Source organism: Shewanella psychrotolerans, from assembly GCF_019457595.1.
GTDB classification, from domain to species: domain Bacteria; phylum Pseudomonadota; class Gammaproteobacteria; order Enterobacterales; family Shewanellaceae; genus Shewanella; species Shewanella psychrotolerans.
The window spans coordinates 1,895,763-1,915,345 of the sequence record NZ_CP080419.1; the positions used below are offsets into that span (position 1 = coordinate 1,895,763).

The following is a 19,583-nucleotide window of genomic DNA, read 5'->3' on the forward strand; positions in this document are numbered from 1 at the left end:
TACAGAGCGAAATAAACGGTTTCATGAAATATTCTCGCGTTTTTATAAATAGTCTGGCCTATGAGCTAGCACCTGAAGTTGTCTCCACCTCAGAACTAGAGTCTCGATTAGCCCCTTTGTATCAAAAGTTCAGGATCCCTATGGGGCAGCTTGCTGCACTGACGGGTATTCAAGAACGTCGCTGGTGGCCAAAAGGCCATCGTTTGTCTGACGGTGCATTGGCTGCAGCAAATAAGGCGATTGATGAAACGGGGATCAGTGTCAGTGATCTTGGTGCTGTCGTATATACTGGGGTTTGTCGTGATCAGCACGAACCTGCTACCGCTTGTAGAATTGCTGCAGAGCTTGGTGTGTCCAAAGATACCGCCATTTATGACATCAGTAATGCCTGCCTCGGGGTCTTGTCAGGTATTCTCGATATTGCTAATCGCATTGAGCTTGGCCAGATTAAAGCTGGCCTTGTGGTTTCCTGTGAGTCAGCGCGCCATATTGTGGATATTACCATCGACAATATGTTGGCCGAACCGACTATGCAAAACTATGCTCAATCATTAGCAACCTTAACCGGTGGTTCGGGCGCGGTGGCAGTACTTATCACCGATGGCACTTTGCCATTAAAGGGGGAGCGCCAGCATCAGCTACTGGGGGCGAGTCATCTGTCAGCGCCTGAGCATCACAACTTGTGTCAATGGGGTCTGCAAGAAGCGGGCACTCAATTGTATCGTGAGTTTATGCGTACCGACGGCGTTGCGTTATTGAAAGAGGGGGTGGAGTTAGCTCGCCATACTTGGAGCCATTTCCTAGAGCAGCGTAATTGGGTGGTTGAGCAGGTTGATAAGGTGATTTGTCACCAAGTGGGCGCATCAAACCGCAAACAGGTGTTAAGTGCGCTTAATATTCCTCAAGAGAAAGAGTTTCCGACCTATAAATTGCTTGGCAATATGGGCACAGTATCCTTGCCTGTCACGGCGGCAATGGCACACGATCAAGGGTTTCTACGTAAGGGCGACCAAGTGAGTTTCCTTGGGATCGGCAGTGGTCTAAATTGCATGATGCTTGGACTTAAATGGTAATTCGCCATCTCGTTTAGTCTTAATAAAACAGATGATCTCGATGAGGGCAGCCGCTCTTTATCGAGGACAAAACTTGGATATAGGAAAGTTCATGCTCGATACGCTATTTCCCTTTAAGCGCAACTATCTCGATAGAAACGGCAATAAACTGCATTATGTAAATGAAGGTCAGGGCGAGCCCGTTGTTATGGTTCATGGTAACCCTAGCTGGTCTTTTTATTACCGTAACGTGATCTCAGCGCTGAGCGCCAACCATCAATGTATCGTTCCCGACCATATTGGTTGTGGCTTATCGGATAAGCCCGATGATGCTGGTTATGATTACACGTTAAACAATCGTATCGATGATTTAGAAGCCTTACTCGACCACTTAGATGTTAAGCAAAACATCACGCTTATTGTGCATGATTGGGGTGGAATGATCGGAATGGGGTTTGCTGCCCGCCATCCTGAGCGGATTAAAAAGTTAGTCATTCTCAATACTGGTGCATTTCATCTGCCTGAGAGCAAACCTTTTCCTTGGGCGTTATCTATCTGTCGTAATACCCTGCTAGGCACCGTATTGGTTCGTGGCTTTAATGCATTTTCATCGATTGCCTCTTATGTTGGCGTTAAACGTAAAGCCATGCCTAAAGCGATTCGTAATGCCTATGTGGCACCGTTTAACTCATGGGCTAACCGCATCTCGACACTGCGTTTTGTACAAGATATTCCGCTAAAAGAGGGTGATAGAAATTATCAGCTGGTATCGGATATTGCAGCCAGTCTTGAGCAGTTTAAATCGCTGCCTATGATGATCTGTTGGGGTCTACAAGATTTTGTGTTTGATAAGGCATTTTTAGATGAATGGAAGCGTCGTTTCCCTGATGCAGCCGTCCATGAGTTTGCCGATTGCGGTCACTACATTTTAGAAGATGCGAGCGACGAGGTTGTCGCGCATATCCGTGAGTTTATGGCACAGTAATTTTACCGAGGTTGAAGCCCCATGTCTGATAGTCCAATCAAGGGATTAGATAATCAAACCGATGGCGTCAACCTCTGCCGCCATCTGCAATTAGCCGCCCGCCAAACGCCACAAGAGTTAGCGGTTGCGGTGCAACAAGCGAAAGGTTTCCCCTTTTTCAATAAGACACTGAGTTACCAAGAGCTGGATTTTAAGCAGCTCGATGAGCTTAGTGATCGCCTCGCATTTGCACTCAATCAATATGGCATTAGCCGTGGTATGAAAGCTGTATTGATGGTCACACCTAGTCTGGATTTTTTCGCACTGACTTTTGCGCTTTTCAAGGCGGGGATAGTTCCTATTTTAGTTGATCCCGGTATGGGGGTTAAAAACCTTAAGCAGTGTTTCGAAGAGGCCGAGCCCGATGCTTTTATCGGGATTCCAAAGGCACATCTGGCAAGGAGGCTGTTTGGTTGGGGACAAAAAAGCCTTAAAAAATTAGTCACGGTTGCTGGCTCAGGTTTCTGGGGAGGCAGCTCGCTCGATACGCTTTTAGCCGATGTTGCACCAGGCCAACCTTATCCAATGGCGCTGCTAGACAATGATGACATGTGCGCCATCTTATTTACCAGCGGCAGTACGGGAACCCCCAAAGGGGTTGTTTATTCTCATAAGATGTTTGAGGCGCAAATCAATGCCCTTAAACATGATTATCAAATCGTTCATGGTGAGCGCGACTTAGCGACGTTTCCGCTGTTTTCGCTCTTCGGTCCGGCGCTGGGCATGGCATCCATTGTGCCAGAGATGGATGCCAGTAAACCTATTACTGCGAATCCAAATTACATCTTTGCCGCGGTGGAGCGCTATCGGTGTACCAATATGTTTGTTAATCCGGCATTAATTGAGCGTTTAGGGGAGGCGGGTTGTAATAAGATTAAGCTGCCCAGTCTTAAACGCGTGATCTCTGCTGGTGCGCCTGCAACCATAGCCTCTATTAAGCGTTTCAGCCAGATGCTTAACGATGATGTTGATGTGCTTAACTCCTACGGTGCGACCGAATCACTGCCTATCAGTAAAATAGGCAGTCGAGCACTGTTTGCTACCACGGATATCACAGATAACGGCGGTGGCATTTGTGTCGGTAGCGCCATTGACGGGGTCAATATCGCCATCATTGGTATAACCGATAATGTCATTTCCACGTGGAATGATGACTTGTGCCTGCCTGTTGGCGAGATTGGTGAAATCGTCGTTAAGGGAGCGATGGTCAGTCATAGCTACTACCAACGAGATAAGGCGACGGCTGAGGCAAAAATTGTCGCTCGCGATGGCGAAGTTTATCATCGTATGGGTGATTTGGGGTATCTTGATAAACATCAGCAGTTATGGATGTGTGGCCGAAAAGCTCATCGCGTCGATGCCGAGCTTGCCAGCGAAATGCGCCGCTATTTTTCAATTCCCTGTGAGCGCATCTACAACACCCATCCGAGTATCAAGCGCTCTGCATTGGTCGGCATTAGGATTCACGGTAAGCTAATGCCACTGGTTTGCCTTGAACTTAAGCTAGGTGTGAGCTGCACTAACGCGGCGCAGCTATACCACGAGTTAACCCTGCTCGGGGAAGAACATCTGCAAACCCAAGGGATCAGGCGCTTTCTTATTCATCCTAGTTTTCCGGTCGATATTCGCCATAATGCCAAGATTTTTAGAGAAAAATTAGCGGTTTGGGCACAAGCAACATACAAAGAATAAGGTAAACTTCCGATGACGATAACTCAGTTGCACCCTAAAGAGCAGGCAGTATTGACTCAACTATCTGCGCATTGCTCAAGAGTATTGGTCACTGGCGCGGGTGGATTTTTAGGTAAAGCGATTTGTGAACGTCTTGTTACGGCTGGGATCGAGGTGATTGGCCTTGCCCGCGGCGCGTATCCCGCATTGACCCAAATGGGGGTCAAGATGATCGCTGGTGATATAAGTAATCCTCAAACCGTTAATAACGCGGTTAAAGGATGTGATGCGGTATTTCATGTGGCGTCAAAAGCCGGAGTATGGGGCGATAAGCAAAGTTATTATCGTCCTAACGTCGATGGCTGCAGTAACGTTATTAATGCCTGCATTAGCAATAATGTGCCCAAGTTAATTTATACCAGCACACCGAGTGTGACCTTTGCGGGTAACGATGAATCGGGTATCGATGAATCACAACCTTATGCAGATAACTACCTAAACTATTATGGTGAGTCTAAGGCGAAAGCTGAGCAATTAGTGGTGGCGGCTAATGGTAAGGCCTTAGCAAGCATGGGCCACTTATCAACCTTGTCACTGCGGCCGCATCTGATCTGGGGGCCAAATGATCCTCACTTAGTACCAAGGGTGATTGAGCGAGCAAAAGCAAAACGATTAAAACTGCTCGGTAGCGAGGATAAATTGGTTGATACGATTTATGTCGACAACGCTGCCTATGCCCACATACTGGCGGCACTTGCGTTGTTTGACGATAAACCAAGCTGTGCAGGGAAGTGCTATTTTTTGAGCAATGATGAGCCGATAACCATGGCTGCAATGCTGAATAAAATCTTAGCGAGTGCCCAACTGCCGCCAGTCACGAAACGCGTCCCTGCTGGACTGGCCTATGGTGTGGGCGTACTGTTAGAGACAGTCTACGGACTGCTAGGTAAGCAACAAGAACCCATTATGACGCGATTTGTCGCTAAGCAGTTATCGACCAGTCACTATTTTGATATCTCGGCGGCTAAACGGGATCTTAGTTACCAGCCCTTAGTCTCCATCGATGAAGGAATGCTAAGGCTGTCATCTTGGTTACAACAAAAGAAATAGTGTGGGTGGTACCACTTTGAGCATACGGCCTGATCCAAGCTAAAACTCGGCTGTATCTCCTTAATGTAGAAAAAATCTTTTGACTTTCCGTAAAGTAAAGCAAGGCCTGATTTAATTGACTTCACCGACCACTGACGATAGAGTCTGCCACACATAGATAACAAAAATAAAACGACTCAAATAAAAACTAACAAACCAGTGAATAGCATCACAAATGATATTTGGGTAAATAAAGTTAGGGCTTCTTTCTTACATGGACGAAAACCGCTATTTTTTTGGTGATTGGCAAGTCGTTCCCAGTGCTAATACCCTACGTTCTGGCTCAGTTGTAAAACAACTTGAGCCCAAAGCGATGGATGTATTGCAGCTGCTCTGTCGTCATCATGGTGAAGTGCTCAGCAGTGACGACATTGTCGCACAGTGTTGGCCTACTGCCGAAGTCGGTGACAATCCCCTTCATAAAATAATCAATCAGTTACGTCGAGCATTAGGCGACAGTGCGACTCAACCCACTTATATCGAAACAATACGTAAGCGTGGTTATCGTACCCTTGCCGAAGTCAGTTTTCCTGTCGGCAGCGAGGAAGCGGCAAAAGAGCAAGGTTGGCAAGGTGATTCCCCCTATCCAGGTCTTAAGGCATTCGGCCCCGAGCACGCTGGGGTATTTTTTGGCCGTAGCCAGCAGATAGCCACTTTACTCGAACGTATCGGTCAGCAAATTCAATTTGGTCGAGGTTTCTGTTTAGTCCTTGGTCCAAGCGGCAGCGGTAAGTCATCTTTGGTTAGTGCAGGGGTCATGCCTAACCTAATGAGCGAACACGGCTATAACGGCCTTAACGTTAAGTCTTTTGCTAGCTTAGATCTTGCAGACGTGTCGAGTCAGCATTTACTAATAGACTTAGCCAGCGTGATGTTAGATTGGGAAATCAATGATGTCCCAGTATTTGATGGCTCAAGCGCAGAGCAGCTAGCTCACTTATTGCAAACCGAGCCAAAATCCGTGATCGAGCACTGCAATAATGTGCTTCGAACCCATGCCGATCATCTGTCGCAACTGGCACTGTTTATCGACCGCTTAGAAGTACTGCTCTCTTCACCATTGTTTAGTGATGCAGAGAGACATCAATTTGTTGATTTAATAGATCAACTTGCTAGCTCAGGTAGTGTATTAGTCGTCAGCGCCTGTCGTAATGATTTTTACCCTTTGTTGGTTGAATATCCTAGTTTAATGGCGGGTAAATCTCGCGGTGCCCATTTTGACCTCGCACCGCCGACTCGCCAAGAGTTATTACAGATGATTCGCCTACCAGCAATTGCGGCTAATTTAACTTGGGAGTTTGATGAAGTAAGTGCAACGCCTCTGGATGAACTCATTTGTGCCGATGCGGCAGGCAACCCCGATACCCTGCCTATGTTGCAATTTATGTTGCAGGCCTTGTATCTGCAACGCAGCGAAGATAATCAATTAAGCGCCAGTGTCTATCGTCAACTTGGCGGTATCGAAGGGGCTATAGGCAAACAAGCCGAAGAGACGATTACCTGTTTAACTGCGCAGCAGCAAGCATGTTTACCTAGCGTATTATCGCTGTTAGTGACCTTAAAGGAAGATGAAAACAGTATTACCAGCCGCAGCGCGCGTTGGTCGCAGTTAAACAGTCAAGATGAACAGCTGCTAGTACAAGCCATGGTCGATAGCCGCTTGTTTGTCTCCCATCTGCAACATGGTGAGCCCTGTTTTAGTGTTGCGCACGAGGCCTTGCTCAGGCGATGGCCTAGGATCACCGCATGGATAGAGGCTCACCACGACAGTTTGAGTGTAAAGAGCCGTCTGTTTCACCTATCTCAGCGCTGGCTGAGTGAAAACAAACAAAATGCTTATTTGCTTGCTGCAGGTAAACCGCTCAATGAGGCAGAGCAGCTTTGTGATAACCCGTTTTTTACCTTAGATAAACCAGAGCTGGCGTTTATAACTGCCTCACGGCGTCGCGCCCAAGTTAGGCGCTGGACGGGGCGCGCGACGGTTGCACTCTTATGTCTGCTCTCGTTTATCTCTATCTTAATGAGTGTTAAAAGTCACGATGCCGAGCAACAAGCCCAGCAAAAGCGCTTGGCTGCAGAAAACTTACTCGGGTTTATGGTGGGGGATTTTGCTGACAAGCTGCGCGGCATTGGCCGAATGGATTTGCTCGATGGGATAAGCAGTAAAGCGCTGGAATATTTCAGTGACTTTTCGGTGGATGATGATGAGAAACACCTCAGTTTCGATGCCCGTTTTCAGCATGGTCAAACCTTAGAGGCTATGGGTGAGGTGGCTTATTCACGTAATAAAGTCGATGAAGCCCGCAGTGCACTGTTAGCGGCTCAAAACAAAATGGCACCACTGCTTAACTTGCAATCTAACAACTTAGATTTACTCAAAGCCTTGGGTGCCAATGCCTTTTGGCTAGGGAAACTGCACTACGATAACAGCGATTGGCGTGCCACACAGCCTTGGTTTGAACAGTATCTTGATTATAGCCAGCGGATGTATCGAGTGGCGCCTGATAATGTAGACGCCATGATGGAGCTCTCCTACGCTCATAACTCGCTGGGCTCTGTGTATATGAAGCAAAAGAATTTTAGCCGCGCTACCGCCGCCTTTGAGCAATCACTGCAACTGAAGTTACAAGCGCTTGCGAGAGACCCAGATAGCAGCCAAATGATTGCCGATATTGCCGATACGCGCTCTTGGCTCGCCAGCGCGATGGTATCGGCGGGTGAAATTAGCCGCGCGATCGAGATCCATCAGCAGATCCAGCAAGAGCTTGAAAATGTCAATTTTCAAAAGGTGCCTTATTTATTGGATAGAGTAACCAGTAGTTATCATATCCTAGCAAAATTACTGTTTTATCAAGGTGATGTACTCAGCGCTTATAAGAAGACATTAAAAGGCGTGAATACGATGGATAAGGCATTAGTGCAAGATCCAGATAATCAAGTATGGAAAACTATTCGCTATTATTCGGTGTTTCAGCTGTTGGAATTGAGCGAACACTATTTTGACAGCGACAATGCCTTCAATATTGAGAGATTAGCGTCTTTGCTAACAGCAGATGAACAACTGGCTAGTTCAGCCAAAAATAGGGAAGTGTGGGCCGCGTTTCAATACGCGGCGGCGCGGCACTTGTTTAATGCTGGCAAGCATGAACAAAGCCAGGGCTATATCGAGCCCGCTATTGCGTCGTATCAAGCGTTAACTAAAGAGTTTAGCCAAAATTCTGGCTATATCCTGAGATTGGCAGAAAGCCAGTTATTACAGGCGCAGCTATTACAAAAAAAGTTATCACAAAAAACACCAGATAACCCAACACAGCAAAGCGCAGAGATCACCGCATTGTGCGCTAAGGCCCGCAGCCTGCTTAGCCCGATAGTGTTACTGGATAAAGATCCCCGTTACGGGATCTCGCTGGCTAAAGCGCTCGACTGCTTGGACGAGTTAGATAACAGCAGCGAGCTAGTGCAGCGTCTCAGCAGCGCAGGCGTTGGCGGTATAACGTTTTAGTGCTTGGCTTTATTTATTTTGTCGTCAGCCAGTAGTTAACCTCTAGTTCAACCATTATTTGCTAATAGCACTGCTCACATAAGCGATTTACATTGTTAATCAAGTTGTAAACATTGGCTGTACCAGTAAAAGCTGTAACAAAAGACAGTTAATTTATAGGTAGTGATGTCAATCATCATTTTGTTCTAGTGCTTAGTTTCTAGTTTCTAGTTTCTAGTTTCTAGTTTCTAGTTTCTGGCGTAATTTAAAAGGAAATCAAATGTCTAAAACACCCGGTCAGGCCCATTATGTGAAAGTGAATGTCGATTTAGAAAACGGTGAACCTGTATTCAGTTATCGCCATTTTAACGGCGAGCCTTGTGAAGGCGATGTTACCATTACCGAGGCGGGTACGATTACTTATCAGCTTAATGATAATACTGGCAAAGGCCTTAAATTCACCGGTGTGGGCTTTATTACGCCATTTGACGGTATTGTCGATGCGGTAACGATTAGCAGTGATGGCACCTTAATTCAAATGGTGGATCTAGATAACACCCCAGGCACCACCAAATTCCAGTTTGTGTTATCCAATGCCGCCAATACTTTGCTAGTGTTAAGCCCTGATCCACAGGTAATTAATCGAGATGTAAAATAATGTAAATGTTAGGCGCTGCATTGAGTTGCAGCGCTTTTTGCATTGGTCGAATACTCGCTACATTTACATTTACATTTACATTTACATCTACATCTTCAGAAACAATCACATCGACGCTAACCACAATCATAGCCTCTATCAATGTGCAAATATTAGTCGATTAGTTATTCGTTAAGTGGCTTTTACTCTTCTGTTAATCTTCTATGCATAATAAAGTTATTTAATAACATAGGTTTATCGCAGAAGGTTGTCGGAAGGTTAAAGTTGGTCTTCTGCTGTAGTCTAGATCCCATAAGGTGAACACCGTGACACCGATTATGGATGAGGGACGAGGCATGTTAGCAAATAGACCTGAAAATATTGTCGATAAATACCGAGACGATAGCATTGAGACACTTGAAACCATTGGCCAATTTTTAGCGGTTCACGGCGGTGCTTGCAGCGATGGTGAGAGTGTCAGTATTGGTGGTCGAGCTTCACTTGAAAACAGTGAGGCTACTCATTCAAATAACGCTCAAGAAGTGTTGAATTCAGATGGTCTAAATAATCAGTTTTTAAATACATTAGCCAATGTGATTAACCATGTGAATGAGGCTATTTTTGTCATCAATCAAGATGGCATTTTTGAGATGCTCAATCCAATGGCGATTAAGTTATTTGGCGCTTCAAGAGAGACCTTAGTTGGTCAGCATTGGTGTGATTTTCTCGGTAATCAGTCTAAAGATGAGTATTTATCCTTACTACTGCAATGGAAAAAACGTCAAGATCACATTGGTAATCATGGGCCTAAAGAGGTGGTGGTTCACCGTGCTGATAGCTTGATGTTAGATGTGGATCTATCGTTATCTTACTTACCCGTTGAGCAAACAGGCCACAGCCCAATGTATATCGGGGTGATGCACAACTTAACCAACCATAAAGCCGAATATCAAGCGTTAAGACGTCAAGCGCGCACCGATAGGTTGACAGGTTTGGCTAATCGTCATGCATTTGATGAAGAGATGCAGCGTTGTTGGATTGATTGTATTAATGCTCAGCAGCCACTCAGCTTAGTCATTATAGATGTAGACTATTTTAAATTATTTAACGACAGATATGGCCATGTAAATGGTGATGTTTGTTTGCAAAAAATTGCTGATGTGATTGATAAAGCCCTACCATCGAGGCTGTGTCTAGCTTCACGTTATGGCGGGGAAGAGTTTGCGTTAATTTTACCTAATTGTGATTCTGCAGCGGCAGAGTTGACGGCTAAGCGGGTTCAAAAGGCGATTAATCAACTGTCGTTCACCGACTTAGGCTTGCATCCGTCGGTTAGAATTAGTGTTAGCCAAGGCATTGCCGTAGAAACATTAGGTCAGTATCGCACGCCAACAGCGCTGCTTTGCGCGGCAGATACCGCGCTGTACCGCGCAAAGTCTGATGGTAGAAATAGAATCAATGTTAGCGTTTAATGTGCTTGGTAAAATGTGCTATTGCCAGCTCGATAAACGCTAGAAACCGTCACCATAGACGTTGTCGATAACGGAGCCGTTTTGCTCTGTTAAAGCAGCTAACACTGATCCGCATTAACCGTGGCTGATAAACTGCTTATTTGCTTCAGTATTTGTTGGCGCTGTTATTGTGCTTGCTACCGATAACATTGCACTGGTCAGTTGACTGAGTTGCGTGGCGCTAATGCTGTAGGGCGGCATAATATAGATAAGATTAGCAAAAGGGCGCACCCACACACCAAGATCGACAAAGGCTTGCTGTAACTGGGCGGTATTCACCGCCTGGTGCATCTCTATCACCCCCACAGCGCCTAATACACGCACGGATTTTACTCCAACTAAGCTTGTTGCTGGGCTAAGCTCTGTGGTCATTTGCGCTTCGATTTGAGCAACCTGTGCTTGCCAATCATTCGTGGCAATTAGATCTAAACTGGCACTAGCAGCGGCGCACGCAAGCGGATTACCCATAAAGGTTGGGCCGTGCATAAATACACCAGATGGTGAATCGCTAATGCCTTGGGCCACTTCGTCGCTGCAAAGCGTTGCCGCTAGTGAGATATAACCGCCGGTGAGGGCTTTACCCACACACAGGATATCGGCTTCAATACTGGCATGCTCATAGGCGAACAGTTTACCTGTGCGGCCAAACCCTGTGGCAATTTCATCTAAGATCAGCAGGACATTGAACTCATCACATAGTGCTCGCAGTGCCTTGAGATAGTCAGCGCTGTAAAAGCGCATTCCCCCAGCACCTTGCATAATAGGTTCGATGATCACGGCGGCAATGGACTCATGCTGGTTTGTTAACATCTGCCTCATCGCGTTGAGATCATCTGGCTGCAACGGCTCGCCGAACGGCGTTTGCGGTGCATCGACAAAAAGTTGTTTAGTGACCGCATCACCAAACATGGTGTGCATGCCGCCCTCAGGATCACAAACGCTCATGGCGGCAAAAGTGTCGCCATGATAACCATGTTTGACCGTTAATATGCGCTGCTTGTTAGGTTGCTGACGGCCTTGCCAATATTGCAGCGCCATTTTCATGGCGACTTCTACTGCGATAGAGCCTGAGTCGGCTAAGAATACCTTGGTCAAGTTAGCGCTGGTCATGGCCAGTAATTTTTTGCTGACCTCAATGGCTGGATGATGAGTGACACCGCCAAACATCACATGGCTAAGGGTTTGCAGTTGCGATTGCATCGCATTAACGATGTAAGGATGACTATAACCGTGGACACAGGCCCACCAAGAGCTGGTGCCATCAATAAGGCGTTTGCCATTGTCGAGAGTGAGTTCACAACCATCGGCGCTCACCACGCCAAATGCAGGTAGCGCATGTGTCATGGACGTGTATGGATGCCAGATGTGTTGTCTGTCAAATTCGTAATCGATAGGGGTGATCGCGGTCATCGCTTCTCCTTGGTCAATTTATAACCATTAGTCAACTTGGCTAACTGGTTGGCGTTGACAGGTTAAGACCTAAAGGTATGCTAAGCAACATAAATGTCGATGTTTTAGATAAGTTCATCGTAATAATATTAACTGTAAGGGCCGTTATCCATGTCTCAAATACCATTACGTCATGATTGGCAACGTGATGAAATCGAATCACTTTTTGCATTACCTATGAATGATTTGTTGTTTAAGGCCCACTCGATCCATCGCCAAGTTTATGATCCTAACGAAGTGCAGATCAGCCGTTTGTTGTCGATTAAAACGGGTGCTTGTCCTGAAGATTGCAAATATTGTCCCCAAAGTGCCCGTTATGACACAGGCCTAGAAAAAGAGCGTTTGATTGAAATTGACAAGGTACTGACCGAGGCTCGCGCCGCTAAAGCCGCTGGAGCATCACGTTTTTGTATGGGCGCTGCGTGGCGTAATCCCCATGAACGAGATATGCCATATCTGAAAGATATGGTGGCAGAAGTCAAAGCCATGGGGATGGAAACCTGTATGACCTTAGGCATGCTGTCACCATCGCAAGCGGAAGAGCTCGCTAGTGCAGGGCTTGACTATTACAACCACAACTTAGATACCTCACCTGAATATTACGGCGATATCATCACCACGCGAACCTACCAAGATAGATTAGATACCTTGTCGAATGTGCGAGCGGCGGGCATGAAGGTTTGCTCTGGTGGGATTGTGGGGATGGGTGAACAGGCGACTGATCGCGCGGGCCTATTGCAGCAATTAGCTAATATGGAAAAGCACCCTGATTCTTTACCTATCAATATGTTGGTTAAGGTGGCTGGTACACCGTTTGAAAAGCTTGATGATCTCGACCCACTTGAGTTTGTTCGCACCATTGCCGTCGCTCGTATCATTATGCCGTTATCGCGAGTACGTTTGTCTGCAGGACGCGAGAGCATGAGTGATGAGCTACAAGCCATGTGTTTCTTTGCTGGCGCTAACTCTATTTTCTATGGCTGTAAGCTACTGACTACCAGTAATCCTGAAGAGAATGATGATATGGCACTCTTTAAACGCTTGGGGCTGCATCCAGAGCAGGGTAAAGCGGCGACCATTGAAGAGGATAAGGCGGTATTTGCCAAGGCTGAAGCGATTAAAGATAAGCAGACGCAGCCTTTTTATGATGCGGCTGCACTTTAGCGCCATTGCGATTAGATCATAAATAGAGTGAATGCCTTAAATCGTAAGATTGAACAGACGATGCAATCGGCTGCTGACGCGGGTCTCTTGCGTCAGCGCCGAATGATTTCAGCATCAACCGACGTTACTGAGCCTAATCAAATATGGTTTGGTGATAAGCCTTATATCAATTTCAGCAGCAATGATTATTTGGGCTTGAGTCAGTCGAGTCAGTTGATAGCGGCGATGGCTGAAGGGGCTAAACGCTTTGGAGTCGGCAGCGGCGCATCCCCATTAGTGACTGGCTATAGCGATGCCCATCGGCAGTTAGAGCAAGCATTATGTGAAGCGACAGGACACGAAGCGGCGCTGCTGTTTTGTTCCGGTTTTAGTGCCAACAGCGCCTTGATGAAAACCCTTTTTGGTAAGCATGAACGTGTGGTTGCCGATAAGTTGGTTCATGCCTCCCTTATCGATGGCTTGCGTGAGAGTGGTGCCAGTTTAAAACGGTTTACTCACAACGATATTGATGCCGCCACCGCAATGATTGCCCAGTACCAGCCACAAGCTGTCATCACCGAAAGTGTATTTAGCATGGATGGTGATTGTGCGCCATTAGCCGCACTTTTTAAGCAGTGTCAAGCATCTGAAGCTTGGTTAATTGTCGATGATGCCCACGGATTTGGTGTTTTACCTAACCAGCAAGCGTGTCGCGCCGATGCCAGTAATTGTGATGTCCAAATTGTGACGTTTGGTAAAGCGTTAGGTTGCCAAGGTGCAGCGGTGTTAGCTTCCCGTGCGTGTATTGATTTTCTGGTCGCCAATGCGCGCGATTACATCTATTCTACCGCGCTGTCGCCAGCCAGCGCTTATGTGGCATATAAAGCGACTCAGATGGTGATGCGATCTGCTGAGCTGTCAGGCAGTTTATCGGCTGTCATCAACTATTTTAAGCAGGCTTGTGAGCAAGCAGGTGTGCCATTAACGCCATCGGTTACGCCGATTCAACCTATTGTCGTCGGCGATCTTGATAAGCTGGAGTTGATTGCATCTCAGTTAAAAGCGCAGGGGTTATGGGTGGGAGCCATTCGGCCGCCGACAGTGCCTAAGGGCAGCGCACGGCTGAGGATCACGCTGAATATAAATCACAGCCAGTCACAGATTGATCATTTAGTTGCGACCTTAAGCCAAGTCTTTAGCGCCTAATTTTGCTGTAAACAGGAAATATTGCTTCGTGAGAAATGATCCAAAACACCCAGTAGTTGATGCCGAACATGGGGCCATAACGCTTTCGCATGTGGCTGCTATGCCCAATGAAAGTTATGCCAGCCACAATACGGCGCAAATCGCGCAGCAGTTTTCTCAAGCGGCTAACAAGTATCAATGTCACGATGTGTTGCAGCGTTTAACGGCGCAAAAGTTGCTCGATGAGATGACGCCATTGGGGCGATTATTAGATATTGGCTGTGGCCCTGGAACCGATTTTAATCGCGCCAATATTGAAAGCGTTATCGCCCTTGATATTGCTCAGGGGATGTTAACGCGCATGGGGCAAACATTTGCGGATTATACCCCTTTATGTGCCGATGCCAGCGCTCTGCCGTTAGTTGATGGCAGTATTAATACTGTCTATTCCAATCTAGCCTTGCAGTGGTGCGTCGATCTGGGGGCTGTGATCGACGAAATAGCGCGTGTGCTGTGTGTTGACGGCGAATGTCATTTAGCCATTGTCACCGACGGCAGCCTTAGTCAATTACAGCATTTAGGCTTTAGAGTGAATGAGTTTAAACAAGCCGATGAGATCATGGGTTATTTTTCTGCTGCGGCGTGGCAGATCGAATGTCAGCAGCTCCAATCGATGACGGTTCATTTTGAGCAGTTGAAAGACTTGCTTTATTCCATCAAAGGTGTGGGCGCGTCGGTTAAGAGCTTAAGCGATAGTGATGATAGTGGTATCGAACACCGGTCAGCAAAACTTCGTGGTCGCCAAGACTGGTTAGCGATGCAGCAAAAAGCGGAGTTTATGCGAGAGCCCGCGGGTCTTCCGCTGACCTACGAGATCCTGTTTATTCGCGCAAAATTAAAAGGGTAGAGCATTATATGGTGTATTTTGTCGCAGGTACCGATACTGATTGTGGTAAGACATTTATCGCCTCGGCGCTACTGCACAGCGCTAAGCAAACCGGCAGCACACTCGGAGTGAAACCGATCGCATCGGGGTGTGAGGTCACAGAACAAGGCCTGAGAAATAGTGATGCGTTGAGCTTAATTGCTCAGTCAACGCACAAATTAGCTTATCGTCAGGTTAATCCATTTGCTTTTGAGCCTGCGATTGCGCCTCACATTGCCGCTGAGCGGCTTGGGCTGTCATTAACACCGAGCGCTATTGCCGATCACCTAAACCAACTGCCGTTTAATCAGGTTGATTTTGCGCTAGTTGAGGGGGCAGGCGGCTGGCGTTTACCCTTGGGTGAGGGCAAGTTCCTCTCTGATGTGGTCAAACAGTTATCGTTTCCGGTTATTTTAGTTGTTGGCGTGAAGCTTGGCAGTCTTAATCATGCCTTGTTAACCCAAGAAGCGATGTTAGCCGATGGTATACACATTGCCGGATGGGTGGCAAACATGGTCGATCCCAATATGAGTTGTCCTCAAGAGAACCTAAACAGTCTTAACACCATGATGGCGAGTCCGTGTTTAGGTGTGGTTCCTTATTTACCTTCGATGGATATCGCTAAGGCAGCGACTTATTTAAACTTAAATGCCTTGGTTTAAGTCTGCTTAGGCTGCTCTTTTAATACTATTTCAGCGTTATTAACTAAGATTCATCAACTATCTGTTTAACGCTAAGTGAAAATTAATATTGGCTTAATACTTGGTTCCTAGACTGCGTATCTATAATTAATCAGATGTATTTAAAGCTGAATTGGATCAGAAATACATTTTTTTACGTTTACCCCCTTGATATCTACCTTTTTGGACATATTATGTCATTAAGAAAGTAAATATGGCACAAAGGGTGTCTAACAGGAGCTCAAATGAAGCGTATATTTTTATTGATTGCGACCAACATGGCGATTTTGCTAGTTGCTTCAATTGTGATGTCAATTCTAGGTGTAAACACCTCAACCATGGGCGGCTTATTAGTATTTGCGGCGATCTTTGGTTTTGGCGGTGCATTTATTAGTTTGGCTATCTCAAAGTGGATGGCGAAAAAAACCATGGGCTGTGAAGTGATCACCACGCCTCGCGATAACACTGAACGTTGGTTACTTGAAACTGTTGCTCGTCAAGCGCAGCAAGCGGGCATCAAAATGCCTGAGGTTGCTATTTATCAATCTCCTGAGTTAAATGCATTTGCCACGGGGCCAAGTAAAGATAATGCATTGGTCGCAGTGAGCAGTGGCTTGCTTTACGGCATGACACAAGATGAGATTGAAGGTGTACTTGCTCACGAAGTTAGCCATGTCGCTAACGGTGACATGGTCACACTGACCTTGATCCAAGGTGTGGTTAACACCTTTGTTATCTTTGCCGCACGAGTGGTTGCTGGCATTATTAATAACTTTGTTGCCAGTAATGATGAAGAGGGTGAAGGCTTAGGCATGTTTGCCTATATGGCAGTGGTATTCGTTCTCGATATGTTGTTCGGCATTTTGGCATCCATGATTGTGGCTTACTTCTCTCGTGTTAGGGAGTTCAAGGCCGATGAAGGTGGCGCTAAACTTGCGGGTAAGCATAAGATGATTGCCGCGTTAGATCGTCTCCGTCAAGGGCCTGAAACAGGGGCAATGCCTGCACAGATGGCAGCCTTTGGTATTAATGGTAAGAAATCGATGGCCGAATTAATGATGAGCCATCCACCACTTGAAAAACGCATCGCCGCGTTAAAAGCACAGTAATTTACTACTCGTATTAACAAAAGGGAGCATTAGCTCCCTTTTTTGTGGGCATTATTCAGTAAATGATCATGCAGCCGCTATACTAATTAATCTGAGTTTGGATTAAGTGTTCGGCTAAAATTTGATGGATTAGCCGCTTGGACGTGATGGCATCTTAATCGCCACGCATTAACCAAGGTCTATTTATGCGTCAATGGCCAGTGTATTGGCATTGAGCACTAGGTTGCTAGATAGCTAAAGGGTTGTTTGAGATAGCTTTATTATCTTAAGTTTTGGTTATTAGCGTGAGTTGATGCTTCAAGTGATAGCGTAATGTGAATTTGTATCACTCAAACGTGACATAAGTCTACATTTGTAATGTTTTTGGGTGGTTGGACACTAGATATTTGATTAAGTGCACATTTTTATGGAAAATCAAATGTTAGCATCTCGCGAATTAGAAAAGTTGCTAATTTGTATTTCCTTCGCTATTTTAAGCTTAGTTGTGCAATTTAGACACTGGCAAGATGAGTGGTAAAAATAAACCTTCACTGTGCCAAACATAAAGAGGATATCATTGTGAGCAAGAAAATTATAAGTGCGTTATTTGGTGCAGGTCTAGCAGTATTAGCTTTATCTCCAGTTGCGATGGCTGAGCCACAAGAGCTTGCTGAGATGCATGCAGAAATGGAAGGTTGTGAAGCTTGTCATGCTGACGGCGAACCATCAGCTGATGGTGCTCATGAGTTTGAGCAGTGCCAGAGTTGTCACGGCACACTAGCTGAAATGGACGCAGTACATAAGCCACATGATGGTAATTTAATGTGTGCAGATTGTCATGCTCCTCACGATTCAAATGTTGGTGACAAACCAACTTGTGATAGCTGCCATGACGATGGTCGTACTGCTGAGTCAACACTGAAGTAGTCAGTATTGCTTAATCAGTTAATTGGCTAGTAAGAAAAAAACACCAGCGAAATGCTGGTGTTTTTTATTGTAAGCAATTGATATATTAGCTGTATATTCTATTGAGGCAAGGTCTTTAATTGCGCCTCGGTAATTGCTCCATGCGTTATCCTACCTCCTACCTCCTAAAATGCTTTGTCGTAAAGTGAATCGATGATTTATCCAGATGACTGTGGGTAGATTTGGGTATTGACTCGATAGATGCTCTAATTAAATTCTATGTAAATCAATTCTATAGGCCTTGATGGCTGCTGTGTATAAACATGAACCGGTTAATGGCATGATAATGTGCTATTGGCTAATAATCACAATGTCTGTGCAAGCTAAGGGAGGTGGACGAACGCAGTAAATTATAGATGTTTTTCTAATTTTTAGAGCATAATCTAATAAATAACACGGTTAAAAATGGTCATTTTAGCGCTATTGGGTAGTTATTATTTGCTTCTATAGTTGTTATGATAAGCACAATTTAGATGGATATAAGCTAATTGATAGCTACATGGAGTGAGCAGGATGTTCAAAGTTATAAATTGGGTTGTGGTTTCTCGTTCGCAGTTATTAACGGATCTGTTGGAAACCCGTTGGCCTCAGGAGTTTCTGGTCAAACTAGCCAAAGTGGCTCCTGAAAATGTTGAAACAACGATGAATGAGGGAAGCTATTCATTGGTTGTAATAGACCTCTCAACGGTCGATGTGCAGCGTGCCTATCAGTTACAAAAACTGATAGAAAAACGATATTCGGCGCGAGTCGTCTTTTTACATTACCCTGAGAAAATTGATGCTAAGTTCCTCATTTCTCCTATCACTGCGGCAGTTTTCTATCGCAATACCACGCTTGAACAGATTGGAAAATCACTCGTTAGTGTCCTACGTGGTCAAACAGTGGTTCCTGAAGCCCTATTGTGCAATACAGATCAAGAGTTATTAGATGGAACAGACAATTTAACTATTCGAGAGCGAGAAGTGCTACAAGCTCTGCTTACTGGATGTACCAATATTGATATCGCTAATCAGTTATTTGTTAGCGAAAGTACAATTAAAACCCATTTATATCGTGTGTTTAAAAAGATAGGCGTATCGAGTAGAGGTCAAGCCATTGCATGGGCACAAACGCACCTACATGCGGTGCAGCAGTGACCCCATTTAGATTCAACCGCTTATCTCTTTAATCCGTTGATTGATCACAAATGATCAATTTGTGAGTATACTAGCTGCAATAGATATTTCATGAGCAGCGTAAGTTATTCCGAGAGGATTCTAAGATGGCAGAAGAAACAATTTTTAGTAAGATCATCAGACGTGAAATTCCAGCCGATATTTTATATCAAGATGAGTTAGTCACCGCGTTTCGCGACATCGAGCCTAAAGCTCCTACCCATGTGTTGATTATTCCAAATCATTTGATCCCAACCGTTAACGATGTTAAATCCTCTGATGAGAAGGCCCTTGGACGGATGATCACCGTCGCTGCCAAATTGGCTGACGAAGCAGGTATTGCAGAAGATGGCTATCGTCTTGTGATCAATTGCAATAAGCACGGTGGACAAGAGGTTTTCCATATTCATATGCATCTATTGGGTGGTCAGTATATCGGCCCTCTCGTTTCTCCTCGTAAATAAATA

Annotated in this window: 16 protein-coding genes; 15 read left to right on the forward strand and 1 reads right to left on the reverse strand. The window is 45.6% G+C overall.

The window, feature by feature from the left end:
* Positions 1-23: 23 nt before the first annotated feature.
* From K0I62_RS08430 to K0I62_RS08460, 7 genes are all read left to right on the forward strand, one after another.
* Positions 24-1,073 carry a 3-oxoacyl-ACP synthase III gene (locus K0I62_RS08430; protein WP_220071005.1) on the forward strand — a complete coding sequence of 350 codons (1,050 nt, stop codon included), beginning with the start codon at positions 24-26 and terminating at the stop codon, positions 1,071-1,073.
* Between the two features lie 91 nt (positions 1,074-1,164).
* A complete protein-coding gene (locus K0I62_RS08435) occupies positions 1,165-2,037 on the forward strand; it encodes an alpha/beta fold hydrolase (RefSeq protein WP_220071325.1) in 873 nt (290 codons plus the stop codon).
* Positions 2,038-2,058: 21 nt separating this feature from the next.
* The gene (oleC, locus tag K0I62_RS08440; RefSeq protein ID WP_220071006.1) at positions 2,059-3,768 is read left to right on the forward strand and encodes an olefin beta-lactone synthetase; all 1,710 of its coding nucleotides are present in this window, start codon (positions 2,059-2,061) and stop codon (positions 3,766-3,768) included.
* 12 nt (positions 3,769-3,780) lie between these two features.
* Entirely contained in the window at positions 3,781-4,857 is a 1,077-nt protein-coding gene (oleD, locus tag K0I62_RS08445) for a 2-alkyl-3-oxoalkanoate reductase (protein ID WP_220071007.1), read from the forward strand.
* A 253-nt stretch (positions 4,858-5,110) separates the two neighbouring features.
* A complete protein-coding gene (locus K0I62_RS08450; RefSeq protein WP_220071008.1) occupies positions 5,111-8,398 on the forward strand; it encodes an nSTAND1 domain-containing NTPase in 3,288 nt (1,095 codons plus the stop codon).
* 259 nt (positions 8,399-8,657) lie between these two features.
* Positions 8,658-9,035, forward strand: a complete 378-nt coding sequence (locus tag K0I62_RS08455) for a DP-EP family protein (protein ID WP_220071009.1) — start codon at positions 8,658-8,660, stop codon at positions 9,033-9,035.
* Between the two features lie 305 nt (positions 9,036-9,340).
* Positions 9,341-10,486 carry a sensor domain-containing diguanylate cyclase gene (locus K0I62_RS08460; protein WP_258405118.1) on the forward strand — a complete coding sequence of 382 codons (1,146 nt, stop codon included), beginning with the start codon at positions 9,341-9,343 and terminating at the stop codon, positions 10,484-10,486.
* Positions 10,487-10,600: 114 nt separating this feature from the next.
* On the opposite strand, the gene bioA is transcribed toward K0I62_RS08460, so the two are convergent.
* Positions 10,601-11,935: an adenosylmethionine--8-amino-7-oxononanoate transaminase gene (gene bioA, locus K0I62_RS08465; protein ID WP_220071010.1), complete on the reverse strand. Its 1,335-nt coding sequence runs from the start codon at positions 11,933-11,935 to the stop codon at positions 10,601-10,603.
* A gap of 150 nt (positions 11,936-12,085) precedes the next feature.
* Between bioA and bioB the strand changes: the two genes are divergently transcribed.
* The 8 genes from bioB to hinT all read left to right on the forward strand — a co-directional run bounded on the left by bioB (position 12,086) and on the right by hinT (position 19,580).
* Positions 12,086-13,138 carry a biotin synthase BioB gene (gene bioB, locus K0I62_RS08470; protein ID WP_220071011.1) on the forward strand — a complete coding sequence of 351 codons (1,053 nt, stop codon included), beginning with the start codon at positions 12,086-12,088 and terminating at the stop codon, positions 13,136-13,138.
* Positions 13,139-13,198: 60 nt separating this feature from the next.
* Complete coding sequence (locus K0I62_RS08475) at positions 13,199-14,323, forward strand: 8-amino-7-oxononanoate synthase (protein WP_220071327.1); 1,125 nt, start codon at positions 13,199-13,201, stop codon at positions 14,321-14,323.
* 28 nt (positions 14,324-14,351) lie between these two features.
* A complete protein-coding gene (locus tag K0I62_RS08480; RefSeq protein ID WP_258405119.1) occupies positions 14,352-15,209 on the forward strand; it encodes a methyltransferase domain-containing protein in 858 nt (285 codons plus the stop codon).
* 11 nt (positions 15,210-15,220) lie between these two features.
* Positions 15,221-15,889 carry a dethiobiotin synthase gene (bioD, locus tag K0I62_RS08485; protein WP_220071329.1) on the forward strand — a complete coding sequence of 223 codons (669 nt, stop codon included), beginning with the start codon at positions 15,221-15,223 and terminating at the stop codon, positions 15,887-15,889.
* A gap of 263 nt (positions 15,890-16,152) precedes the next feature.
* Complete coding sequence (gene htpX / locus K0I62_RS08490; protein ID WP_220071012.1) at positions 16,153-17,016, forward strand: protease HtpX; 864 nt, start codon at positions 16,153-16,155, stop codon at positions 17,014-17,016.
* Positions 17,017-17,574: 558 nt separating this feature from the next.
* On the forward strand, positions 17,575-17,922 hold the full coding sequence (cctA, locus tag K0I62_RS08495; protein WP_220071013.1) for a tetraheme c-type cytochrome CctA: 348 nt from the start codon (positions 17,575-17,577) through the stop codon (positions 17,920-17,922).
* A 552-nt stretch (positions 17,923-18,474) separates the two neighbouring features.
* On the forward strand, positions 18,475-19,098 hold the full coding sequence (locus K0I62_RS08500) for a response regulator transcription factor (RefSeq protein ID WP_220071014.1): 624 nt from the start codon (positions 18,475-18,477) through the stop codon (positions 19,096-19,098).
* 125 nt (positions 19,099-19,223) lie between these two features.
* Entirely contained in the window at positions 19,224-19,580 is a 357-nt protein-coding gene (hinT, locus tag K0I62_RS08505; protein WP_220071015.1) for a purine nucleoside phosphoramidase, read from the forward strand.
* Positions 19,581-19,583: the final 3 nt, after the last annotated feature.